This is a genomic window from Hyphomicrobiales bacterium (genome assembly GCA_016125495.1).
Classification (GTDB): domain Bacteria; phylum Pseudomonadota; class Alphaproteobacteria; order Rhizobiales; family RI-29; genus RI-29.
Genome location: WGLQ01000020.1, coordinates 1 through 21,702, shown reverse-complemented (window position 1 = coordinate 21,702; position 21,702 = coordinate 1). Strand labels below are relative to the sequence as shown.

Sequence of the window (21,702 nt, the reverse complement as noted above, 5' to 3'; positions counted from 1 at the left end):
AGAACGCCGGTCAGGGCTCTCTCGCCGTCGTCCGCATCCGCAGGGTGATGTCGATGAGGTGGAACCCGAGGCTCGCCGTAAGGCAAGCCACCATCCACGACCAATGCTCCCCCGCGAGTTCGGCTCGCAGCGCTGCCGCCAGGGCTGCCCCTGCCGCGAGGTTGGGCGCGACGTCGGCGAATTTTGGCCCGCGTCCCCAGAGCTGTCTCGCGACCGTCAGGGCCACCAGCTCTGCGAGCATCAACATGAGGATCAAATCGACGATCCAGGTCGATGGCAAGGCCTCTGGCATTCATCCCTCTCGGCTTTCAAGGGGCGACGCATTGCGCGGGGTCATATCGGCCGCATTCCCAGGAGGTGTGCGAGATCGTTCAGGAAGATGCGGACATGAGCAAGCGGGTTCGCCCTCGAGAGCTTCTTGTGCATGTACGACTGCCACGTCAGGCGCTGCACGTCCGGATCACGGCATATCGCCACGAAGCGTTCGCGACGTCGGTCATTGCGATACCAGAAGTGCTGCAGGATCCCGAGGATCCAGAACACGCGTCCGTGCTCGCGCATGAAGCGCTTGCGGGCCATGGCGAGTGCCTGAGGCCTGCCTGTTTCGAGGAAAGCCTCGGCGGCCTCTGCGGCGAACTGGCCCGTTAGCATCGCGTAGTAGATGCCCTCGCCGGAGGCAGGCGCAACGACGCCCGCCGCATCACCCGCGAGAACCACATTACGCCTGTTGTCCCAGCGCCTGAGCGGTCTGAGCGGTATCGGCGCCCCTTCACGCCGCACCGTGATCGACGCGTCGAGACCCGATGTCGCGCGCAATTCGCGAACCGCGCCGCGCAAGGAAAAGCCCTTTTGTGCGCTGCCGACCCCGACGCTCGCCGTCGCGCCGTGCGGGAAAACCCAGGCATAAAAGTCCGGTGAGAGATGCCCTTGGTAGTAGACGTCGCACCGTTCGGCGCCATAGAACGCCCCACTCCCGGCGGACGGAGCCTCGATCACTTCATGATAGGCAAAGACGCAAGGTGGATTGCCTTGAGCCGGCATGGCCTGCGCGGCCACCGCGGATCGCGCCCCGTCCGCTCCGATGATGCAGCGCGCTCGCACCCGGTGGAGGGCTCCCGATGTCTCGTTGCCGAGCCCCTCGTAGACGACTTCGGCGGTGCCATCCTCCAACTGCGCGAGTTCGCGGAACCGGCCCGTGAGCCGAACCGCTCCACTTCGCGCCGCCCGATCGCGTAGATAGGCATCGAAATGTTCGCGATCGACCATTCCGACTGAACCTCCGTCGATGACCATGTCCACCGACGCCGACGAGGGGGCGATGACCCGCGCCGTTCCGATCCGCGCGACCACCAGTTCCTCGGGGATGGTGAATTGCTCGAGGAGGCGAGGAGGAACGGCTCCCCCGCACGGCTTGATGCGCCCCTGCCGATCCAGGAGCGCGACGCGGCGTCCATTGCGCGCGAGAGTTTCGGCCGCGGTCGCTCCGGCGGGGCCGCCGCCGACGACAATGGCATCATAGAGCGTTTCGCGGCTCACCATGACCTACTCCCTCATCGATCGCATGCCAGGCGAATTGCGGGCGAGTACGAGCCCTTGCTCAGGCACCCCGACCGCCTCGATGTGCGCCGCCAGGACCGCCGCGACAACGAACGTCCCGGCCTCCAATGCAAAGACGACCGCGTAGGCCGCGTTCGGTGCGACGCCAAACGATCCGACCACATCGACGAGCACCGTTCCGAGGAGACCACCAATTCCGAATGCGATCGCCTGCGCCGCGCCCCAAATGCCCATGCGCGTTCCCTCGCGCGCGCGTCGCCCCTCGCCGGCGAGCCCCATCATCGAGCCGATCGCCGAAACGGCAAAGACGCCATTGGCGACACCGAGGCAGAAGACGTTGGCCGAGAGCGGCCAATCCCCTTGGGCATGACCGGCAAGTGCGAGGCCGAACAGCGCCAGCGCCGAGCCAAGGCAGCCGCCGATCGTCCAGCCTCGCAGCGTTCGCGCGTCCCGAACACCGAAGGCGCCGCCGATCAATCCGACGATCGCCATGCCAACGAAGACACCGGCATGCTGGGTGCCGGCCAGCTTCGTCGTTTCGCCGGGCGTCATCGCAAAGGCGAGCCCGGCGAAAGGCTCGAGGATGAGATCCTGCGCGCTGTAAGCAAGCATCGAGACGAAGACGAAAATTGCAAAGCGTCGTGCTTTGGGTTCCGCCCAGATTTCGAGGAGCGCCGGTAGGAACGGTTCGCGCTGGGCGGCAGGTGTGCTCTGGGGCACGAAGGCTGCGGTGGCGGACCGCTGCACCGAGCGTCGCTCGAGACCATGCAGCGCGGCAACCGACACCAGGAAGGCGGTTGCCCCGACGCCAGCCGTGACCGCCACGAGGCGTGGAAGACTGAAAGGATCGAGCAGACTGCCGGCCGTCACCGCTGTCACGATGAATCCGGCAATCATCATCAGCCAGACGATGGTGGCGGCGGGGGCCCGGCGCTCCGGCGCAGCCTCGACCGCGAGCATCGCCAGCAGCGAGGTCCCCGCCGCTCCAACGCCAACGCCTATGATGACGAAGCTGACTGTCGCGAGCGCGAGCCCCGCAGGAAGGCTCGAGCCGATCAACATCGTCGAGAGCGCCGCCAGCAATGCTCCGAATGCCAATAGCGCCATTCCGCAGATGATCCAGGGCGTTCGCCATCCACCGATGTCCGAGCCGAACCCCCAGCGTGGCCGCGAGAGCTGCACTCCATAGTGCAGGCCGACGAGGGCGCCGGGTATGGTCGCGGCAAGACCGAGTTCGACCACCATGACCCTGTTCAGCGTCGATGTGGTGAGCACGACGATCGATCCGAGGGACGCCTGAACAAGCCCGACCCTCATGATTCCGAGCCAGGTAAGGCCACGATGGCCCGATCCGAGGTGGGGGAGTATTTCGCCGGTCATCCGCCCGCTCCGACGATCGAACGGAGGGCAAGCGCGGTCGCGAGCATTCCGACAACGTAGAAGCTGGTGCCCGTCGCATTGTACCAGGGAGCGAGATCGACAGGCCGACCGACCATCCGATACATGCAGACAACCTGTGCGCCCAAGAGTGCCGCGACCGCCAAGCCGTGCCAACCGAGGCCCCAGTCGATCAGCAGAGCGATCACGACGACCTGCGGCAGGGCCATGACCCAGCATGCCAACCGCGCCGCGTTGTCGACCCCGAGCTGCACCGGCAGCGACTTCACGCCGCAAGCGGTGTCACCATCGATCGATTTGAAATCGTTCAGCGTCATGATGCCGTGCGCGCCGATGCTGTAGAGGATGGCAACGGCCACGATGCGCTCGTCGGGGATGCTGGCGGAGACGGCTGCAGCGCCGGTGAACCACGGCAGCCCTTCGTAGCAGGCACCGACCGCCGCGTTGCCCCACCAGCCGTTGCGCTTCAGCCGGAAGGGGGGCGCGCTGTAGGCCCAAGCGAGCGCGAGGCCGATCGCGGTGGCAACGAATACCCAGATGCCGAGAGCAGCGCCGAGCGCGAGCGACAGGCCACTCCAGATGAGCGCGATCCAGAGCCCCCAACGGCCCGGCATCCGACCCGAGGGGATCGGTCGATGCGGCTCGTTGATGGCATCGACATGGCGATCGTACCAGTCGTTCGCAGCCTGGCTCGTGGCACACAGGAGCGGGCCAGCGAGCAGAATGCCGAGGAGAGCCAGTGGCCATGCCTCGGCAAAGGAAGCGCCCGAGGAGACGACACCGCACATGAATGCCCACATGGGGGCAAACCAGGTTATCGGTTTGAAGAGTTCGATCACGGTTGTGAGCGCGGGGGTCTGACGGTGCGACGACACCCGACCTTCAGGCGGTGCGGCGACACGCGGCGATGCTCGAGTAACAACGAATTCGCTCATGGCCGCAGAATGAAATTGACACCCCAATATGTCAATCAAAATTGACATATTGTCGCGACGCCAGAGGTGGTGGCGTGCGCACGGCTTGAAGGTGCCGCCGGATGGGGCCTGTGGAACCGTCGGCCCATCGAGGGTCGCGCCAATCCGCTGTTGCGTGCGCGCTCGGTCCGGATCGGCAAGCAGGCGATGCCCGTGCTTTGCTTCCAGTTCGCGATGGGGGGGGGGCGCCGGAACCGGCCGGCCGTGTCCTACTCTTCGTCGAGATCGCCGAGGCCGTAGCGGCGCAGCTTGGCATAGAGGCTCTGGCGGCTGAGCCCGAGGACTTCGGCGGCCGAAGCGCGATTGTCATCCGTCAGGTCGAGCGCCGCTTCGATACAGAGTCGCTCCACCATGTCGGTCGCCTCGCGCACGAGGTCCTTCATCGGCACCCGGCCGACCAGTTCCAACATGCTGTCCGTGCTGCGCGGCAACGCACTCGCCGAGGCGGGTCCGGTGCTCGGCCTCGGGCCTGTTGCTCGCACCGTGAAGCCGTAGACGGATTTTGCCCCGTCGCCCACGCGGACCGCCGAAATCGCGACTTCCTCCGTCATGCCCAGCGCGCCGCGCAGCACCGTCGGCATGTGCCGAACGCTGCCACTGTCGCGCAGGTTGGCCATCAGCACACCGAACTCGACACCAGAGCGCCCGATGAATTGTTCGAGGTTCTGCCCGCGCGCCCTGTCCTCGTTGGCGATCTGCGCCATATCGAGGAACGACGAGTTCGCACTCTGAATTTCGCCCTTGGCATCCGTGATCACGAACCCGTCCGGGAGCCTGGCGACGATGTCCAGGAGGGCCGATTTATCATCCGGCTGACCTGCCGTGAACTCGCTGGCGGTCGTCAGGCGAACCAGCAGATGCAAGGTATTGTCGCCACGAAAGAGTGAGGCGGAAACGTTGAGATCGATGGGTTTGCTGGCGAGCGTAACGGTAACGGTCTGCGGGTTGCCACTGTGCCTGACGCCACTGAGGACGTCGGCAAGCTTGCGCGCGTCCTCCTTGTCGAACCAGTCGACGACCCGCTTGCCGACCAACCGGTCGATCGGGCGCTCGAGCAGTGCCGTCGCCGCCGGATTGGCCTCCAGAACGCGCAAGCTCTGAGGGTCGATGACGACGACAGCCTCGCTGGCGATCTGAAACAGCAGCCGGTAGCGCGATTCCATCTGCCTCAATCGAGCATAGTCTCGGGCCAACGACTGCTGCGCCTCCACGAGCTGCTGCTGCATCATCGCCATGGTGCGCAGATCACGCCCGAGCGCGACGATGTTGCCGTTGCTGCCGATGCGCAAGGTCGAGTACTGGATGGGGAACTGCGAGCCGTCCGGGCATGGATGTGTCACCTGCCGCCACTGGGTCGCGTGCCGGACATTCGCCTCGTCCATGAGGGCCCGTATTTTGGGTAGGCTCTCATCGGTCACGGTCTCGCCCCAAGGGCGCCCGACCCAGCCCGCGCACCCATCGCGCGCAAAGCCTTCGCCCTGGAAGGCGACGTCACGAATGGTTCCCTTGGCGTCCAGAATAAGGGCGAGGTCCGAGGCCGCCGCGATCGCCGTTGCGGCGCCATCGACGTCGACGACTCCGAGCAACCGCTTGGCCGATCTGAAATTCTTCGTGGTCGTTGGTTGCGTCATGTTGGACATCCGGCACGCGGATCGGCGCGCTCGTCCGCAAGGGCATTGGCGCTGGCAACCGCGAGCCGGCCGTCGGCGATGGCCGCGTCAGCCCCCACAGCGAAGGCCACATCGGATCGCTCGCGCACCGCCAGCCCGCCGATCATGATGCTCATCTCCGGATTTGCCGCGTATCGTTTTAGATCGACCAAGAGTCGTGTCAACCCGGCGAGGAGTTCCGGCGTACTGGCGGATAGTCCGATTGCGGTGTAGCCGACAGCCGCCACCTCTGCGATCAGCTCCGCGTCGGTCGCGGTGCCGGCAAGATGCGCAACCTGCCATCCCGCCCGCGAAAAGAGCGAGGCGACGATGTCGACGCCGAGAACATGCCCCTCGCCCGGAACGGAGGCCAGCAGGATGGAGCGCGGGGTCCGGTTCGTATGAACCGTGGGCATGCACGGCAGCTCCCGCAGCAGGAGATGCAGACTCGTCATGCGGACCGTGACTTCGAAAAAGTTCATCCGGTCCGAAAGCCAGGCATCCCCGAAGACCGTCGCCGCAAAGCCCAGCGCCTCGATGGCGATATCGTCCGCCGCACACCCCTGCTTCAGCCAGAATGCGATCTCCGCCCGCGCCCCGCTTCCGTCGCCGGCCGCAACACACCCCGTGAACCGCTCGAGACGATCACGCCCGATCCGGCTCATCACCCGGCCGCCGGCTGCCGACGGGCCCGCACGCAACACCTTCGATGAAGCGCCATTGTGGAGGGAGCCCGCGTTGCGCGCATGCGCGTCCCGGAGCCGCGGGACGATATCGTTGGTGATCAGCGCGCCGATTTTCGCACTCGGACCAATATCGACGGCGCATTTGCGGCACTCGGGCGCCGCGCCGGCCCGGCCGCTCATAGAGGCAACACCCTCTTGCACCATTATTCTCGAAGTCGCGGCCTCGCGCCCATCGCTTCGATCTTCGAGGTACACACCGCTCTGCTCCGACGGATCGGGCATGCCAGCCTCCTGGGCACGCGGGTGCCCGCAGAAAGTTCGCGACGGACCGGATTCCGGGCGCCAAGCGTTCCTTCAGACGCGCGCCGATGAAGTCACGGTACGGCTCACCGCATCTCATTGCAAGTGTCAATTTCAAAGAGTGTCAAATGCGATTGACACTCGTCGTTCGTTCGACCTAGGCTCGTCCCAGTCACTCGAACGAGCTCAGAGCGAACATGCCGTCCGACGCGCACCATACTCCGACACGGCGCCCACTCTATTCGCCCGAGCAGCGCGCAAAGCGTGACGCTTCGATCTGGACGCAGGTCCAAGGCATCCTCGCCATACTCCAGTTCCTCGTCTTTCTGGTGAGCCTTGCCCTCGTCCTGCGCTTCCTGGCGACGGGTGTCGGGCAAGACCTTGCGAACACTTCCATCGTCGCCAAGACTCTCGCCCTCTATGCCATCATGATAACCGGCTCCATCTGGGAGAAGGAGGTTTTCGACTGCTACCTTTTCGCGGAGACCTTTTTTTGGGAAGACGTCGTCAGCATGCTGGTTCTGGCGCTGCACACGTCCTACCTCGTCGCGCTCGTCTTCCAGCTTCTGGCGCCGCAGGCCCTCATGTACCTCGCGCTCGCCGCCTATTCGACATACGCGATCAACGCACTTCAGTTCCTTGCAAAACTGCGTGCAGCGCGGCTCTCCAGCGAACCCGACGGTGATTTTCTTTCCGCCGGTTCGAGTCGCATGGAGGCGATCCGTTGAGCGTCACCCTGGACATCGGAGCTGCCGCCTGCACCGAGCCTTCCGTCCTGCGCGAACGCGGTCAGAGAGAGGTTTTCTGTGGTCTGACAGGGATCGTCTGGCTCCATCGCAAGATGCAGGACGCATTCTTCCTCATCGTCGGTTCGCGCACCTGTGCCCATCTCATGCAGGCGGCCGCTGGCGTCATGATCTTTGCCGAGCCGCGCTTTGCGACCGCCGTGATCGAGGAGCGCGATCTCGCAGGGCTCGCCGACGCCAATGACGAACTCGACTCGATCGTCGCTCAACTCCTCGCCCGCCGACCCGACATCAGACTATTGTTTCTCGTTGGCTCGTGCCCATCCGAGGTCATCAAGCTCGACCTCGGGCGTGCCGCAGCCCGCCTCTCGAGCCGCCACGGACCTGCCATCCGCGTTCTGAGTTACTCCGGCAGCGGCATCGAGACCACCTTCACGGAAGGCGAAGACGCTTGCCTCGCGTCGCTCGTCGCGGAGATGGAGGACGCGCCCGCCGACGCCGAGCCCGCATTGCTCGTCGTCGGCGCACTCGCCGATGTCGTCGAGGACCAGTTCACGCGGCTGTTCGAAGCCCTCGGAATACGCCGAGTGGCCTTTCTGCCTCCAAAGCGCACCGGCGAATTGCCCTCCGTCGGTCCGAACACGCGCCTGCTCCTGGCGCAGCCCTACCTCGGGCGGACCGCCATGGAGCTCGCCGATCGTGGGGCGGTCCAACTGCAGGCGCCCTTTCCGATCGGAGCGGAGGGAACGAGGCTGTGGCTTCTGGCTGCAGCCGATGCCTGGGGTGTCGGTGGCCGACATTTCGAGCAGGTGGTCGGGCCCTCGCACGGTCGCGCGATCCGCGCCACGCAACGCTACCGCGAACAGCTCGAGGGGCGACGGGTCTTTTTCTTTCCGGATTCCCAGTTGGAGATCCCGATCGCCCGCTTCCTCTCGCGTGAACTCGGCATGGAGCTCGCGGAGGTCGGCACTCCCTATCTCAACCGCCAGCTGTTGGAGAGCGAACTGGCCATGCTGCCGGCCGGCACGCGCCTCAGCGAGGGACAGGATGTCGATCGGCAGATCGCGCGCTGTCGAACTGACGAGCCGGACATCGTCGTCTGCGGCCTCGGGCTCGCCAACCCCTTCGAGGCGGAAGAAATGACGACGAAATGGTCGATCGAATTGGTCTTCACGCCGATCCAGGGCTTCGAGCAGGCGGCCGATCTTGCCGAGTTGTTCGCACGCCCGCTCGTGCGCAAGTTGCGCCTCAGGATTTAGGGTCATGCGCTTGACGGTCTGGACATACGAAGGCCCGCCGCACGTCGGTGCGATGCGTGTCGCGGCGGCAATGGAGGATATACACTTCGTCCTCCACGCGCCCCAGGGCGACACCTATGCCGACCTGCTCTTCACCATGATCGAGCGTCGCCCATCGCGCCCGCCCGTCACCTACACGACCTTCCAGGCCCGCGACCTCGGCAGCGATACGGCCGAAATATTCAAGCGCGCGGTCGCGCAGGCCTACGAGCGGCATCGCCCCGAGGCTCTGATCGTCGGAGCCTCGTGCACCGCCGAACTGATCCAGGACGATCCTGGCGGGCTCGCGACCGCGCTCGCGCTCCCCGTTCCGGTCATCCCCCTCGAATTGCCTTCCTATACCCGCAAGGAATGCTGGGGCGCGTCGGAGACGTTTTATCGCGTCGTCTCGACGATGCTCGGCGGACAGGACCGTCCGCAGCCGCGCGTGCGTTCCGACGGCGAACCGGCGACCTGCAACATCCTGGGGCCGACCGCGCTCGGCTTTCGCCATCGCGACGACGTGGCCGAGGTCCGAAGGCTCCTTACCCTGCTCGGTGTCGGCGTCAATGTCATAGCTCCGCTCGGAATGCGGCCTTCGGACGCGCGTCGGCTGCCGCAGGCCGACTTCAACATCGTCCTCTACCCCGAAACCGCAGACACCACGGCGCGCTGGCTGGAGCGCAAGTTCGGCCAACCCCCGATCCGTACGGTGCCGATTGGGGTTGGAGCGACCCGTGAGTTCATCGTCGAGGTCGCGGGCGCAGCTGGTGTCGATCCGACGCCGGCGCTTGAGGATGGGGCGCTCCGCCTGCCTTGGTGGTCGCGCTCGGTCGACTCCAACTATCTGACGGGAAAGCGTGTGTTCGTCTTCGGCGACGCCACGCACGCCATCGCCGCCGCACGAGTGGCCGCCGAGGAAATGGGTTTTTCGGTTGTCGGTCTCGGCGCCTACAATCGCGAATTCGCACGCGAGGTCCGGGAGGCCGCCGCCCGCCATGGCGTCGAGCCCCTGATCACGGATGATTATCTCGAGGTCGAGCGCCGCATCGCCGAATTGCAGCCCGAGCTGGTGCTCGGCACGCAGATGGAGCGTCATGTCGCCAAGCGTCTCGGCATCGCCTGCGCGGTCATATCGGCTCCCGTGCACGTCCAGGATTTTCCTGCCCATGCCGCACCTCAGATGGGCTACGCAGGAGCGAATGTCCTCTTCGACAGCTGGGTTCACCCGCTGGCGATGGGCCTCGAGGAGCACCTCCTCGGCATGTTCCGGGACGATTTCGAATTCAACGATGCCGCCGGTCCCTCGCATCTTTCGGGAGAGCGGACCGCGAACGTCGAGGCGCAAGCGACCGCCGCGGCAGCCGCGCCCGACGACGGGCCAGCCCATTCCCATTCGGCCGGCCCCATCACGTGGACGGGCGAAGCCGAGAAGGAACTGCGGAAAATCCCCTTCTTCGTACGCGGAAAGGCGCGACGGAACACGGAAGCGTATGCCCTCGCGGAGGGCTTGACCACAATCTCAGTCGAGACGCTGTACGATGCAAAAGCGCATTACACACGCTGATCCGGTTCGCGAGCAACCGGCCGACAACGACATTCCCGTGCGGGTCGTCATCGTCACCATGGACCACCACTTGGCCGGTGCGGTGCAGGCGGCCGAGCGCGAGTTGAGGGACTTCATTCCCGGCATCCGCATTTCTCTCCATGTCGCCTCCGACTGGGCGAGCCGGCCCGAGACACTCGCAGTCTGCCGCCGCGAAATCGCTCGCGCGGATATCATTGTCGCAACGATGCTCTTTCTCGAAGAGCATATCACGGCAGTGCTTCCCGATCTCGAACGCCGTCGCATGCAGTGCGACGCGATCGTCGGCTGCATGTCCGCCGGTGAGATCATCCGCCTCACGCGCCTCGGGCGCTTCGACATGAGTGCACCGAGTTCGCCGCTCCTCAGGCTTCTCAAGCGCCTGCGTGGCTCGAGCAGCGAGCGCAAGTCTTCCGGCGCCGGCCAGATGGCGATGCTCAAGCGACTGCCGCGGCTGCTCAAATTCATCCCGGGCACCGCGCAGGACGTGCGCTCCTATTTTCTCACCATGCAGTACTGGCTCGCAGGCTCCGACGACAACATCGTTCAACTCGTCGCCTACCTGGTCGGCCGCTATGCGGACGGTCCGCGCCGCCAACTGCGTCCGCTCGTCAGGCACCGCCCCCCGATCGAGTACGCCGACTGCGGCATCTACCATCCCGACTTGCCCGACCGCATAGCCACCCGCCGGGAGGACCTGCCGGTGCGCCGCGATTGCCGGGGTAGCGTCGGCCTCCTGTTGATGCGATCCTATGTCCTCTCGCGCGATACGGACCATTATGATGGCGTGATCAGGGCACTCGAGGACAGCGGCCTCGAGGTTGTCCCAGTGTTTGCATCCGGTCTCGATTCCCGGGAGGCGATCGAGAAATTTTTCATCTGCAACGGGCAGCCGCGCATCGATGCCCTGGTTTCGCTCACCGGGTTTTCCCTGGTCGGTGGACCGGCCTACAACGACCAGCGTGCCGCCGAGGATATCCTCTCCCGCCTCGACGTCCCATACCTCGCGGCCCAGGGCCTCGAACTGCAGTCGCTCGAGAGTTGGCAACGCTCGGACAGCGGGCTGATGCCGATCGAATCGACCATGATGCTCGCGATACCCGAACTCGACGGGGCCATTGCCCCGATCGTCTTCGGCGGGCGCTCGGAGGACGGCGATCCGACCGCCGGGCGCCGTATGCGCCCGAACCCGGAGCGCGTCGCGATGCTCGCGGCCCGGGTGGCAAGGCTCGTAGAGCTGCGCCGCACACCGCGCGCCGAGCGCCGGCTCGCCATCACGCTCTTCAATTTTCCCCCCAATGCCGGTGCGGCCGGAACGGCTGCGTTCCTTGCCGTCTACGAATCCCTTTTCAACGTCCTCGCCATGCTCGCGCGGGCGGGCTACACGGTCGAGGTCCCCGAAAGCGCTGATGCACTGCGCACCGCCATCCTCGAGGGCAACGCCGCACGTTGGGGGGCCGACGCCAACGTCCACGCACACATTCCCGCCGAGGACCACGTGCGACGCGAGCCGCATCTGCGCGACATCGAGGCGCAATGGGGGCCGGCGCCCGGACGCCAACTGACGGACGGCAAGAACCTCTTCGTCCTCGGTCGCCGGTTCGGCAACATCCTCGTGGGCCTTCAGCCGGGCTTCGGCTACGAAGGCGACCCGATGCGGCTGCTGTTCGAAAAGGGATTCGCGCCGACGCATGCCTTCTCCGCCTACTACCGCTACATTCGGGAAGAGTTCTCGGCGCACGCGGTTTTGCACTTCGGGACCCACGGTGCTCTCGAGTTCATGCCCGGCAAGCAGGCTGGCCTCTCCCAGACGTGCTGGCCCGACCGGCTCATAGCCGACCTGCCGAATTTCAATCTCTATTCAGCCAACAATCCGTCGGAAGGCACGCTCGCCAAGCGCCGTGGCAGCGCAACGTTGATCAGCTACCTCACTCCGCCCATTACCAGGGCTGGACTCTACAAGGGTCTGCTCGAGCTCAAGGTGTCGCTCGACCAGTGGCGCGCGCTGCCGCCCGGTCAGGACACGACCCGCGAAAATCTCCAAGCGCTCATCCGAACGCAGGTCCGTGAGCTCGATCTGCTCGCCGAGGGAACAGCCGACACGCAAGCCTGCGACATCGAGGCTCTCGCACAACGGATCCACGAGATCGAGACCAGCCTCGTGCCGCATGGTCTGCACGTGGTGGGTCGAGGGCCCGACCGGTCCGAGCGCGCCGATCTCCTCGCGGCAATGGCGGAGGCGAACCAGTCCGTTGCCAGCGGCGCTGCGGCGATCGAAGCGATCGTGGCCGGAGTTCCACCGCGACAGGCAGCGGTCCTGACCGGGCGCAGCGAGGATGCCGAAACCGTCGCCGCATTGACCGAACTGGCTCGGATCGACGGTCTGCTTTGCGAGGACAGCGAACTCACCGCGATCCGCGATGCACTCGATGCGCGCTACATTCGTCCGGTCGTCGGCGGAGACCTGCTGCGCTCGCCCGATGTCTTGCCGACAGGGCGAAATATCCATGGTTTCGATCCGTTCAGAATGCCGAGTGCGTTTTCCGTCGCCGATGGTGCCGAACAGGCGCGTCGTCTGCTGGCCCGCCACATCGCCGAGGGCCACCGGCTGCCACGCATGGTCGCGATCGTGCTCTGGGGCACGGACAACATGAAGTCCCAAGGCGGGCCCATCGCCCAAGCCTTGGCCTTGATTGGCGCCCGCCCCCGCTACGACAGCTATGGGCGCGCAGTCGGCGCCGAGCTGTTGCCTCTTGCTGAACTTGGGCGCCCGCGGATCGATGTGATCGCGACACTCTCCGGAATTTTCCGCGACCTCTTGCCGCTCCAGGCCCGCATGCTGGCCGAGGCGAGCCTGTTGGCCGCGTTGGCCGACGAACCGGAGACCGATAATTTCATCCGCATGCATGCCTTGCGCGACGCCGCCGAACTCGGCTGCGACCTCGAGACCGCCGCGCTGCGGGTCTTTTCTAACGCCGAAGGTGCGTATGGCGCGAACGTCAATCACATGGTCGAGAGCGGTTGCTGGGTCGATGGAGACGAACTGACGCACACGTTCTCCAGTCGCAAGTGCTTTGCCGTCGCCCGCGACGGGCGGACCATTTCCCAGCGACCTCTGCTGGAGCGCATCCTGTCCCGCGTCGACCTCGCGTACCAGAACCTCGAATCCATCGAGGTCGGCGTCACGACCATCGACCACTATTTCGATACACTCGGCGGCATCGGGCGCGCGGTCCGCACGCTGAGCGGCGCGCCGACTCCCGTCTACATCGGCGACCAGACCCGTACGGAGGCGAAAGTCCGCACCCTCGGCGAACAGGTCGCCCTGGAGACCAGGACGCGCGCTCTCAATCCCAAATGGTACGAGGGGATGCTCAAGCATGGCTATGAAGGCGTTCGAGAAATCGAAGCCCACGTGACAAATACGATGGGCTGGTCCGCGACCACCGGCTCGGTCGAACCATGGGTCTACCAACGCCTGACGGAGACATTCGTGCTCGACCCGGACATGAGGAAGCGCATGGCGGACCTCAATCCCAAGGCCTCGATCCGTGTCGCCAGTCGGCTGCTGGAGGCACACGAGCGCAATTATTGGTCGCCCGATCCGGGCACCTTGGCGGCGCTGCGGGCCGCTGGCGAGGACCTCGAGGACCAATTCGAGTGCCGAGCACTGGCCGGCGCCGCATGAGCCGGCGGCGGGCCAGCTCGATGACCACGCCGGCGTCGTCGAGACGGAGCCAAGAGAAAGGTGGTCGCGGCGTGGCGCAATCCACCGAGACCAGGTCGATCCCCGGACGATCAAGAGAGGAATAGCCTGCCATGACGGCAACTCTTCACAACGTTCTGAACCGGCGCCGCGACGATGGCGAGGGAAGCGTTCAGGTGACGATGGACCCTGGCCTCCACATCGGGTCGGCAAAGGTCTTTTCCGTCTACGGCAAGGGCGGGATCGGCAAGAGCACGACGTCATCCAACTTATCCGTCGCATTCGCCCGGCTCGGCAAGAAGGTTCTCCAGATCGGCTGCGATCCCAAGCACGATTCCACTTTCACCCTCACGAAGCGCCTGATGCCGACCGTGATCGATGTGCTGGAGGCGGTCGATTTTCACGCCGAGGAGCTAAGGACGGAGGATTTCGTCTACGAGGGATATGCGGGTGTGATGTGTGTGGAGGCAGGTGGTCCGCCAGCCGGTACGGGCTGTGGGGGATATGTCGTCGGTCAGACGGTCAAGCTGCTCAAGCAACACCATCTCCTCGAGGAGTCGGACGTCGTAATCTTCGATGTCCTCGGCGATGTCGTCTGTGGGGGCTTTGCCGCCCCGCTGCAGCATGCCGACCGCGCGATCATCGTCACGGCGAACGATTTCGACTCCATCTACGCGATGAATCGGATCGTCTCTGCGGTTCAAGCCAAGGCCCGCAACTACGAGGTCCGCTTGGCCGGCTGCATCGCGAACCGCTCGCGCGATACCGACGAAGTCGACAAGTACTGCGAACGCATCGGTTTCAATCGGATCGCGCATTTTCCGGATCTCGATGCGATTCGCCGCTCCCGGCTCAACAAGCGCACGCTCTTCGAGATGAACGACGAGCCGGGCATCATCGAGGTGCAGAATGAATATCTGCGCCTCGCCGAACTGCTGTGGACCGGCACAGATCCGCTCATTCCGAAGCCGATGAAGGATCGGGAAATCTTCGATCTGCTGGGCTTCAATTGAGGATGACAATCATGGCTGACGCCGGCTACCAACGCAGGCGGTCCGAGATCGAGACCTACTTCGACCGAACCGCCTCCGAGGCATGGACACGGTTGACATCGGACGCCCCACTCGGGCGGATCCGCGCGACCGTACGTGCCGGACGAGAACGCATGCGCAACGTCGTGCTCGATCTCGCCGCGGCGGATGATGCCGGACTTTCTATCCTCGATGCTGGCTGCGGTCCGGGCGAACTCGCCATCGAGGCGGCAACGCGGTGCGGTATCGCTGCGAAGATCGTCGGCGTCGATCTGTCGGCGACACTCGTCGATGTTGCGCGGGCGCGCGCGCTCGCGTTGGGGCTCGGCGCTCCGAGACTTGTATTCCGCACCGGAGACATGCTCGACGTCGATGGTCGGTTCGATGCCGTGATCGCCATGGACAGCCTCATCCACTACGATCCGGCGAATGTGGTGGAGGCCATAGCAAGGCTTTCACTTTGCGCGAAGCGACGGATCGTCTTCACGTTCGCTCCTCTCAATTCCGCCCTCCTCGCGATGCATCTGGTCGGCCGCCTGCTCCCGGCGGCAAACCGTGCTCCCAAAATCGTCCCTGTGCGCGAGCGCGACCTCGTTGCACGCCTTTGCGCCGATCCCCGTCTGCGGGGTTGGCACGTCACGGCAGGCCCGCGGATCAAGAGCGGCTTCTATATCTCGCAGGCAATGAGGCTCGAAAGGTCATGAGCAAGCCTGCCCTGTCATTCGGGCACCTCTGGCTCCAGATTGCTCCCCGCTATCTGCCATTCGCGGACGTTGCCTCGCGCGAGCTTCCGCTACTGCGTATCTTGCGGCTCTCCCTTTTTCAGGTTTCCGTCGGCATCTCGATCGTTCTGCTGAACGGCACGCTCAACCGCGTCATGATCGTGGAACTGAACGTGCCAGCCTGGCTCATAGCGACGCTCATCGGTCTGCCCCTCGTGCTTGCGCCGTTTCGTGCCCTCATCGGGTTCCGCTCTGACCACCACCGATCATTTCTCGGGTGGCGCCGCGTACCCTACATCTGGTTCGGCACCCTCCTCCAGTTCGGCGGCCTCGCGATCATGCCGTTCGCGCTCATCGTTCTTTCGGGTGACATGAACGGACCGGTTTGGGTTGCCCACGCGGCGGCCGGCCTTGCTTTTCTCCTCGTCGGTGCGGGCATCCATACGACACAGACCGCCGGTCTCGCCCTGGCGACGGACCTCGCTCCGTCCGGGCGCCGACCACGCATCGTGGCACTGCTCTATGTCATGCTGCTCTTGGGCATGTTTTTCGGTTCCCTGTCCTATGGGGCGCTGTTGGCAGACTTCTCCCAGATCCGCCTGATTCAAGTGATCCAAGGCACGGCGGCTCTCGTCATGGTCGTCAATGTCGTCGCGCTCTGGAAGCAGGAACCGCGAAGTCCGGCGGCTCGCTTGCCAGGGACGGATATCCCGCGGTTCGCTGCAGCATGGTCGAAGCTGCGCTGCAAGGCGAGGGTCGTTCGACTGCTGACCGCCCTTGCCCTCGGAACGGCGGCATTCAGCATGCAGGACATCCTGCTCGAGCCCTATGGCGCCGAGGTGTTTGGGTTGAGCGTCAGTGCGACGACGCTGCTGACCGCGCTGCTCGCGGGGGGAATGCTGGCGGGTTTCGCCTGGGCGGCGCGCGCACTCGGACGGGGCCTCGATCCCTACCGAATGTCGGCGTTCGGTGCACTGATCGGAGTTGCCGCGTTCTCGCTCGTCATCCTCGCGGGACCGATGGACTCGACAGTGCTCTTCGGCACGGGCGTCGCGCTCGTCGGGATAGGAGGCGGATTGTTTTCCGTAGGAATGCTCTCCGGCGCCATGTCGCTTGCCGACCATGACGATTGCGGCCTCGTGATCGGCACCTGGGGCGCCGTGCAGGCGACGGCCGCCGGCCTGGCAATCGCCATTGGCGCCCTGCTGCGCGACGTGACCTCGGGCATCGCGGAAGCGGGCCAGCTCGGGCCCGCCTTCGCCGGTCCCGCGATCGGCTACAGCGTCGTGTACCATTTCGAAATAGCGCTGCTGTTTGCGACCCTTGTCGTCATAGGTCCGGTGGTGGGACCGACCCGTGCCGGACTGCGTGAGCGCCCCATCGCGGTGGGTCTCTCGGATCTGCCTGGATGATCGGCCTGAATTTGCGTCTGCATAGGAGAATGGAACATGTTGACCGAGCACATCGATCTCGCACTGGTCGCGCTCTATGCGTTCTGGCTGTTCTTTGCGGGATTGCTTTTCTATCTACGTCGCGAGGATCGCCGGGAGGGTTACCCGCTCGAACTGGACCAGCGTGGCACGTTCAAGAATCATGGCGTGATCTGGATCCCGGAGCCCAAGACCTTCAACTTGGCTGGCGGGCGTACCGCGCAAGCGCCCAACCGGAAGGCGGATTTGCGGTCCATTTCCGGTAATCCTATCGAGCCATGGCCCGGCGCCCCGCTCGAGCCCGCTGGAGACAACCTCATGCTGAGCGGTGTCGGCCCGGCCGCCTACGCCGAGCGGGCGGACGTGCCCGACTTGACCCACACCGGTGAGCCGAAAATCCGCCCCCTGCGCGCCTTGAAGGAGTTCCACGTCGCCGAACGTGATGTCGACCCACGCGGCTATCCTGTTGTCGCCGTCGACGGCGCGATCGCCGGAAAGATCGTCGATCTCTGGGTCGACCGCAGCGAATACCTGATCCGCTACATGGAAGTGGAGCTGTCCAGCGCAGCGAGCGGCAATGGCGGGGACGCTGCCGGCCGTCATGTGCTTCTTCCCATGCCGCTGGCCCGGATCGACGGTCGCAATGAACGCGTCGAAGTCACCTGCCTGAAGGCGGAGCAATTCGCCGCCGCCCCCGTCAACCGTAGCCCGGACGAGATCACATTGCTCGAGGAAGAGCGGGTGAGCGCGTATTTCGCGAGCGGCTATCTCTACTCCTCACCTCAGAACCGGGAGCCGCTGCTATGAGTTCGGAATTCGATTTCAATCCGAGACGCGGTATCGCGCCGGACCTGCCCGAAGGAGAGAGAGTGCTCTGGCAGGGCGCTCCCAACTGGTTTGGTCTGGCGACGGAGGTTTTCCACGTTCGCGTCGTCGCTCTCTATTTCGTTGCCCTTGCGGTTTGGCGGCTCGCCTCCGGTGCGATGGCGGGTGAAGGCCTCGCCGAGAGCGCTGCCGGGGTGGCGTTGATCGCCGGACTGGGCAGTCTTGCGGTTGGCCTTCTGCTGGCAATCGCCGGTGGCTATGCTCGCACGACCTACTATTCGATCACGACACACCGGGTCGTGATCCGCTCGGGAATTGCGCTGCAAGTGGCCTTCAATCTTCCCTTGTCGCGCGTGACCGGCGTCGCCCTTTCCGTCAAGTCGGGGGACAGCGGCGACATCGCGCTGACACTCGATGGCTCCGCTCATATTGCCTATGCTCACCTCTGGCCGAATGCCCGCCCGTGGAAGCTCTCCAGACCGGAGCCGACCCTGCGCTGTCTCGTGGATGGGAAGTCGGTAGCCGATGTGCTCGTCGGAGCACTTGCGGCTCACAGACCGATCACGATGAACGCCGTTGCGAACACGACACCGGCGCGCCTCGAGGCCCAAGGGGATCGTACGAGGCCGGCGCCCGCGCGCAAGTCGAGCCGAACCGCTGGCATCGGAGCAGAGGCCGGTGCATCGCGGATGAGCGCCTGAGACGCACGAACCACTTGGCGCGGTTGCCGAAGCAGCGCCATGCAAGGCAGCACGAGAGCGGTTCGGCCTGCGCCCGTAATGGACGGGATGGCGGGGCTGGACGCAAGGAGGAGAAGAAAATGTCGACGACCACTCCTTCGGTGCCGGAGCGGTTCCCCATACTCGCACTCTGGGGCTGTGCCGCGCTGGTCGCCGCGGCACTCGTCATCGCATCGTCGGCGCGCCTCACCGGCTACGGGCGAACCACGGTGCCGATCTCGCAGCCCGCGCAATCCCGTTCTCTCGTCTTCACCGACACCGCCGACGGCGGCATTTTGGTGGCGGAAGGCGGCTCGGGCGCGGGAGTTCGCACGATCCCAGCGCGCAAGCGTGGCTTCGTGCGTGTCGTGATGCGCGGTCTCGCCGCCCAGCGCAAGCGGATCGGCGCCGATGCGAGTTTGCCCTTCGAATTGACCCGTTGGCAGGACGGGCGGCTCTCGATTTCCGATCCTGCGACGGGCGAGAGCATCGAATTGCGCGCCTTCGGACTTCCGAACGAACGCGCCTTCGCCGAGCTCATGGAGGACACGGGAGGATGATTACGATGAGATGGCCCGGCAGTGGCACGACCTTCGATGTCGCATGCACCGTCGAGGTGTCGAACACATTCGACAGCCTGCACGCCCATGTCGTTCTGGATGGCGATGTTCCGCTCGAGCCCGGCGACGAGGTTCTCGTGCACGGCGAGCGGATCATCGTTCCCTACGGCAAGACAGCGGTCATTCGACGCAACGCCACCATCTTTCGCGCCGGGTGGCTTGAGCGTACCTGGACGCGCCTGACCGGCGACCTCGAGTTCATGGAACTCTGCGAGTTCAGCTTTTCAGCGGAGAAGAAATTATGACCATTGAGCGGCTCGGACTCAAACCCGGCGCGACAACCGAGGCGGCGGTTCGCGACACCGTCCTCACGCCGCGATTCTATACGACGGACTTCGAGGAAATGGACCGGCTCGACGTTTCCTCGATCCGCGCGGAATGGGACCTCCTCATCGACGAAATGCGAAGCGACCCGAACAAGGGTCACTTCAAACGGACCGAGGAATGGGACGATATCGACCTCGAGGCGATGCCGGAGGCGCTTCGGCTCGAACTGATCGACTTTCTGGTCAGCTCGCTCACCGCGGAGTTTTCTGGCTGTGTCCTCTACGCGGAAATGCGCAAGCGCGGCACGAACCCGGACGTCTGTGAACTGTTCAAGTTCATGAGCCGCGACGAGGCCCGTCACGCAGGATTCATCAACGATGCGCTCAAGGAGTTCGGCATCGGCGTCGACCTCGGCTACCTGACGCGGCGCAAGAAGTACACGTTCTTCAAGCCGAAATTCATCTACTATGCGACCTATCTCTCCGAGAAGATCGGCTATGCCCGCTACATCACTATTTTCCGCCACTTGGAGGCGCACCCGCACCGACGCATCCACCCGATCTTCAAGTGGTTCGAGAAGTGGTGTAACGACGAGTTTCGACACGGCGAGGCGTTCGCACTCATCATGCGAGCCAACCCGCATCTCATTTCCGGCCTCAATCGCTACTGGGTGCGGTTCTTCCTGCTGGCGGTATTCGCGACGATGTACGTGCGTGACCACGCCCGCCCCGCCTTCCACGAGGCCCTCGGCCTCGACCCGACCGAATACGACATGAAGGTCTTCCGCGTAACCTCCGAGATTTCGCGACAGGTTTTTCCACTCGAGATCGACATCGACGACCCGCGATTCCTCTCCGGACTGGAACGGCTGCGCATCGTGGCCGAGGCGATGGAGGCCGCCAAGCAGCAGGGTGGCATCGCAGGCAGGCTGCGGCACTACTGGCTCGTGGCCCGGGCCACCGCCAGTTTTGCACGGCTCTACTTCCTGCCCACAAAGCAGAACAAGCTGCCCGACAATCCGCGCCTGTCGCCCGCCTGGTAGGCGGTGCCACCGGGGCCGGGATTGGCGCCGTGCACAAGAGAAGAAAAAGGGGATCGATGTGTTGGAAATCGCGCTTCCCGTACTCTTCGTCGTCGTCGTATGGTGGCTCGCGACCGGCGCACTCCTTCTCATGGCCCGCCTCGAGGGGATAGCCATGGTCGGTGCCATGGTCCTGCTCACGGTCCTTGCGGCGGTCGCGCTCTACGGCCTCTGGGCGAGCGCGGCGGCGACCAGCGTCGCTGCTGCTTTCCTCTCGTTCGCATGTGCGCTGACGCTCTGGGCCTGGCACGAACTCGCCCTGCTCCTCGGCCTCGTCACCGGTCCGCGCCGCATCGCCTGCTCGAGCGGCGCCACCGGCTGGTGGCGATTCGGCGAAGCCTTCGAGGCCGTCGCCTACCACGAACTCGCCCTTGTCGCGACGCTGGTCCTTGTCATCCTGCTCACGTCGGATGCACCCAATCAGGTCGGCGCTGCCGCATTCATCGTCCTTTGGTTGATGCGGATCAGCGCGAAGCTCAACATCTTTCTCGGAGTGAGGAACCTGGCCGAGGCTTTCCTTCCGCCGCGTGTCGGGTTCCTCGCCTCCTACTTCCGCCGCTCACCGGTGAATTTCCTCTTTCCCTTCAGCGTCAGCTTCGCCTGCGTGGCGGCAGGCTGGATGATCTTCGTGCTTTGGACCAACGCCTCCTTGTCCCCGTTCGAACTGGCGGGTGGACTGCTCGTGCTGACGCTGCTGCTCCTCGGCATCATCGAGCACTGGATGATGGTGCTGCCCTTCGACGAAACCATGCCCTGGCGTTGGGCGATCCGTGGACAGCGATCGGGCACCCGCGACCGGCTACCCACTTCGGTTCGCCAACCGGTGCGCCATATCGGCGACCGCCTCGCGGCGACAGTCGCCAAGAGGGCATGAGGGAGCGACGTCGTGGGTGGAAAAGAAAATGGCAACGACGGCCGGACGCCAGGACGTGCGATCAATCGGGAGCTGATCGAGATGCGGTACGACGATTTTTTCAATTCAAGGCTCGACGAACTGCGCGGCGAGGGTCGCTACCGCGTCTTCGCCGATCTCGAGCGCAAGCGCGGCGCCTTTCCGGCGGCGCGGCACCACGGGGCGGACGGCGCGCGAGAGGTCACCGTCTGGTGCTCCAACGATTATCTCGGCATG

The 21,702-nt window shown here is 64.8% G+C and carries 20 protein-coding genes; 14 read left to right on the top strand and 6 right to left on the bottom strand.

The window, feature by feature from the left end:
- Positions 1-10: 10 nt before the first annotated feature.
- The 6 genes from GC150_14285 to GC150_14260 form a co-directional block, all read right to left on the bottom strand.
- Positions 11-292 (bottom strand): hypothetical protein, encoded by a 282-nt coding sequence (locus GC150_14285; protein MBI1386070.1) that lies wholly within the window; start codon positions 290-292, stop codon positions 11-13.
- A gap of 41 nt (positions 293-333) precedes the next feature.
- Complete coding sequence (locus GC150_14280) at positions 334-1,539, bottom strand: geranylgeranyl diphosphate reductase (protein MBI1386069.1); 1,206 nt, start codon at positions 1,537-1,539, stop codon at positions 334-336.
- A 3-nt stretch (positions 1,540-1,542) separates the two neighbouring features.
- Positions 1,543-2,937: an MFS transporter gene (locus tag GC150_14275; GenBank protein MBI1386068.1), complete on the bottom strand. Its 1,395-nt coding sequence runs from the start codon at positions 2,935-2,937 to the stop codon at positions 1,543-1,545.
- The gene (chlG, locus tag GC150_14270; GenBank protein MBI1386067.1) at positions 2,934-3,890 is read right to left on the bottom strand and encodes a chlorophyll synthase ChlG; all 957 of its coding nucleotides are present in this window, start codon (positions 3,888-3,890) and stop codon (positions 2,934-2,936) included. Before chlG ends, GC150_14275 begins: the two co-directional genes overlap by 4 nt.
- 248 nt (positions 3,891-4,138) lie before the next feature.
- Positions 4,139-5,560 carry a transcriptional regulator PpsR gene (gene ppsR / locus GC150_14265; protein MBI1386066.1) on the bottom strand — a complete coding sequence of 474 codons (1,422 nt, stop codon included), beginning with the start codon at positions 5,558-5,560 and terminating at the stop codon, positions 4,139-4,141.
- Positions 5,557-6,546 (bottom strand): hypothetical protein, encoded by a 990-nt coding sequence (locus tag GC150_14260; GenBank protein MBI1386065.1) that lies wholly within the window; start codon positions 6,544-6,546, stop codon positions 5,557-5,559. Before GC150_14260 ends, ppsR begins: the two co-directional genes overlap by 4 nt.
- Before the next feature lie 215 nt (positions 6,547-6,761).
- Here GC150_14260 and bchF point away from each other — a divergent pair, with 215 nt between their 5' ends.
- The 14 genes from bchF to GC150_14190 all read left to right on the top strand — a co-directional run.
- Positions 6,762-7,292: a 2-vinyl bacteriochlorophyllide hydratase gene (gene bchF, locus GC150_14255; protein ID MBI1386064.1), complete on the top strand. Its 531-nt coding sequence runs from the start codon at positions 6,762-6,764 to the stop codon at positions 7,290-7,292.
- A complete protein-coding gene (locus GC150_14250; GenBank protein MBI1386063.1) occupies positions 7,289-8,569 on the top strand; it encodes a ferredoxin:protochlorophyllide reductase (ATP-dependent) subunit N in 1,281 nt (426 codons plus the stop codon). Before bchF ends, GC150_14250 begins: the two co-directional genes overlap by 4 nt.
- Before the next feature lie 4 nt (positions 8,570-8,573).
- A complete protein-coding gene (locus GC150_14245; protein ID MBI1386062.1) occupies positions 8,574-10,154 on the top strand; it encodes a ferredoxin:protochlorophyllide reductase (ATP-dependent) subunit B in 1,581 nt (526 codons plus the stop codon).
- Positions 10,129-13,860 carry a magnesium chelatase subunit H gene (locus tag GC150_14240; GenBank protein MBI1386061.1) on the top strand — a complete coding sequence of 1,244 codons (3,732 nt, stop codon included), beginning with the start codon at positions 10,129-10,131 and terminating at the stop codon, positions 13,858-13,860. Before GC150_14245 ends, GC150_14240 begins: the two co-directional genes overlap by 26 nt.
- 131 nt (positions 13,861-13,991) lie before the next feature.
- The gene (locus GC150_14235) at positions 13,992-14,891 is read left to right on the top strand and encodes a ferredoxin:protochlorophyllide reductase (ATP-dependent) iron-sulfur ATP-binding protein (protein MBI1386060.1); all 900 of its coding nucleotides are present in this window, start codon (positions 13,992-13,994) and stop codon (positions 14,889-14,891) included.
- 11 nt (positions 14,892-14,902) lie between these two features.
- Positions 14,903-15,613 carry a magnesium protoporphyrin IX methyltransferase gene (locus GC150_14230; protein MBI1386059.1) on the top strand — a complete coding sequence of 237 codons (711 nt, stop codon included), beginning with the start codon at positions 14,903-14,905 and terminating at the stop codon, positions 15,611-15,613.
- On the top strand, positions 15,610-17,043 hold the full coding sequence (locus GC150_14225; GenBank protein MBI1386058.1) for an MFS transporter: 1,434 nt from the start codon (positions 15,610-15,612) through the stop codon (positions 17,041-17,043). The genes GC150_14230 and GC150_14225 overlap by 4 nt, the downstream gene beginning before the upstream one ends.
- Before the next feature lie 36 nt (positions 17,044-17,079).
- Positions 17,080-17,868 carry a photosynthetic reaction center subunit H gene (gene puhA, locus GC150_14220; GenBank protein MBI1386057.1) on the top strand — a complete coding sequence of 263 codons (789 nt, stop codon included), beginning with the start codon at positions 17,080-17,082 and terminating at the stop codon, positions 17,866-17,868.
- On the top strand, positions 17,865-18,587 hold the full coding sequence (locus GC150_14215) for a PH domain-containing protein (GenBank protein MBI1386056.1): 723 nt from the start codon (positions 17,865-17,867) through the stop codon (positions 18,585-18,587). Before puhA ends, GC150_14215 begins: the two co-directional genes overlap by 4 nt.
- 119 nt (positions 18,588-18,706) lie before the next feature.
- Entirely contained in the window at positions 18,707-19,165 is a 459-nt protein-coding gene (locus GC150_14210; GenBank protein ID MBI1386055.1) for a phosphonoacetaldehyde hydrolase, read from the top strand.
- A gap of 5 nt (positions 19,166-19,170) precedes the next feature.
- Positions 19,171-19,470, top strand: a complete 300-nt coding sequence (locus GC150_14205) for a hypothetical protein (GenBank protein MBI1386054.1) — start codon at positions 19,171-19,173, stop codon at positions 19,468-19,470.
- Positions 19,467-20,534 (top strand): magnesium-protoporphyrin IX monomethyl ester (oxidative) cyclase, encoded by a 1,068-nt coding sequence (acsF, locus tag GC150_14200; GenBank protein MBI1386053.1) that lies wholly within the window; start codon positions 19,467-19,469, stop codon positions 20,532-20,534. Before GC150_14205 ends, acsF begins: the two co-directional genes overlap by 4 nt.
- Positions 20,461-21,447: a DUF3623 family protein gene (locus GC150_14195; GenBank protein ID MBI1386052.1), complete on the top strand. Its 987-nt coding sequence runs from the start codon at positions 20,461-20,463 to the stop codon at positions 21,445-21,447. Before acsF ends, GC150_14195 begins: the two co-directional genes overlap by 74 nt.
- A gap of 81 nt (positions 21,448-21,528) precedes the next feature.
- Positions 21,529-21,702 (top strand): 5-aminolevulinate synthase (locus GC150_14190; GenBank protein ID MBI1386051.1); only part of this gene is annotated, 174 nt, incomplete at its 3' end.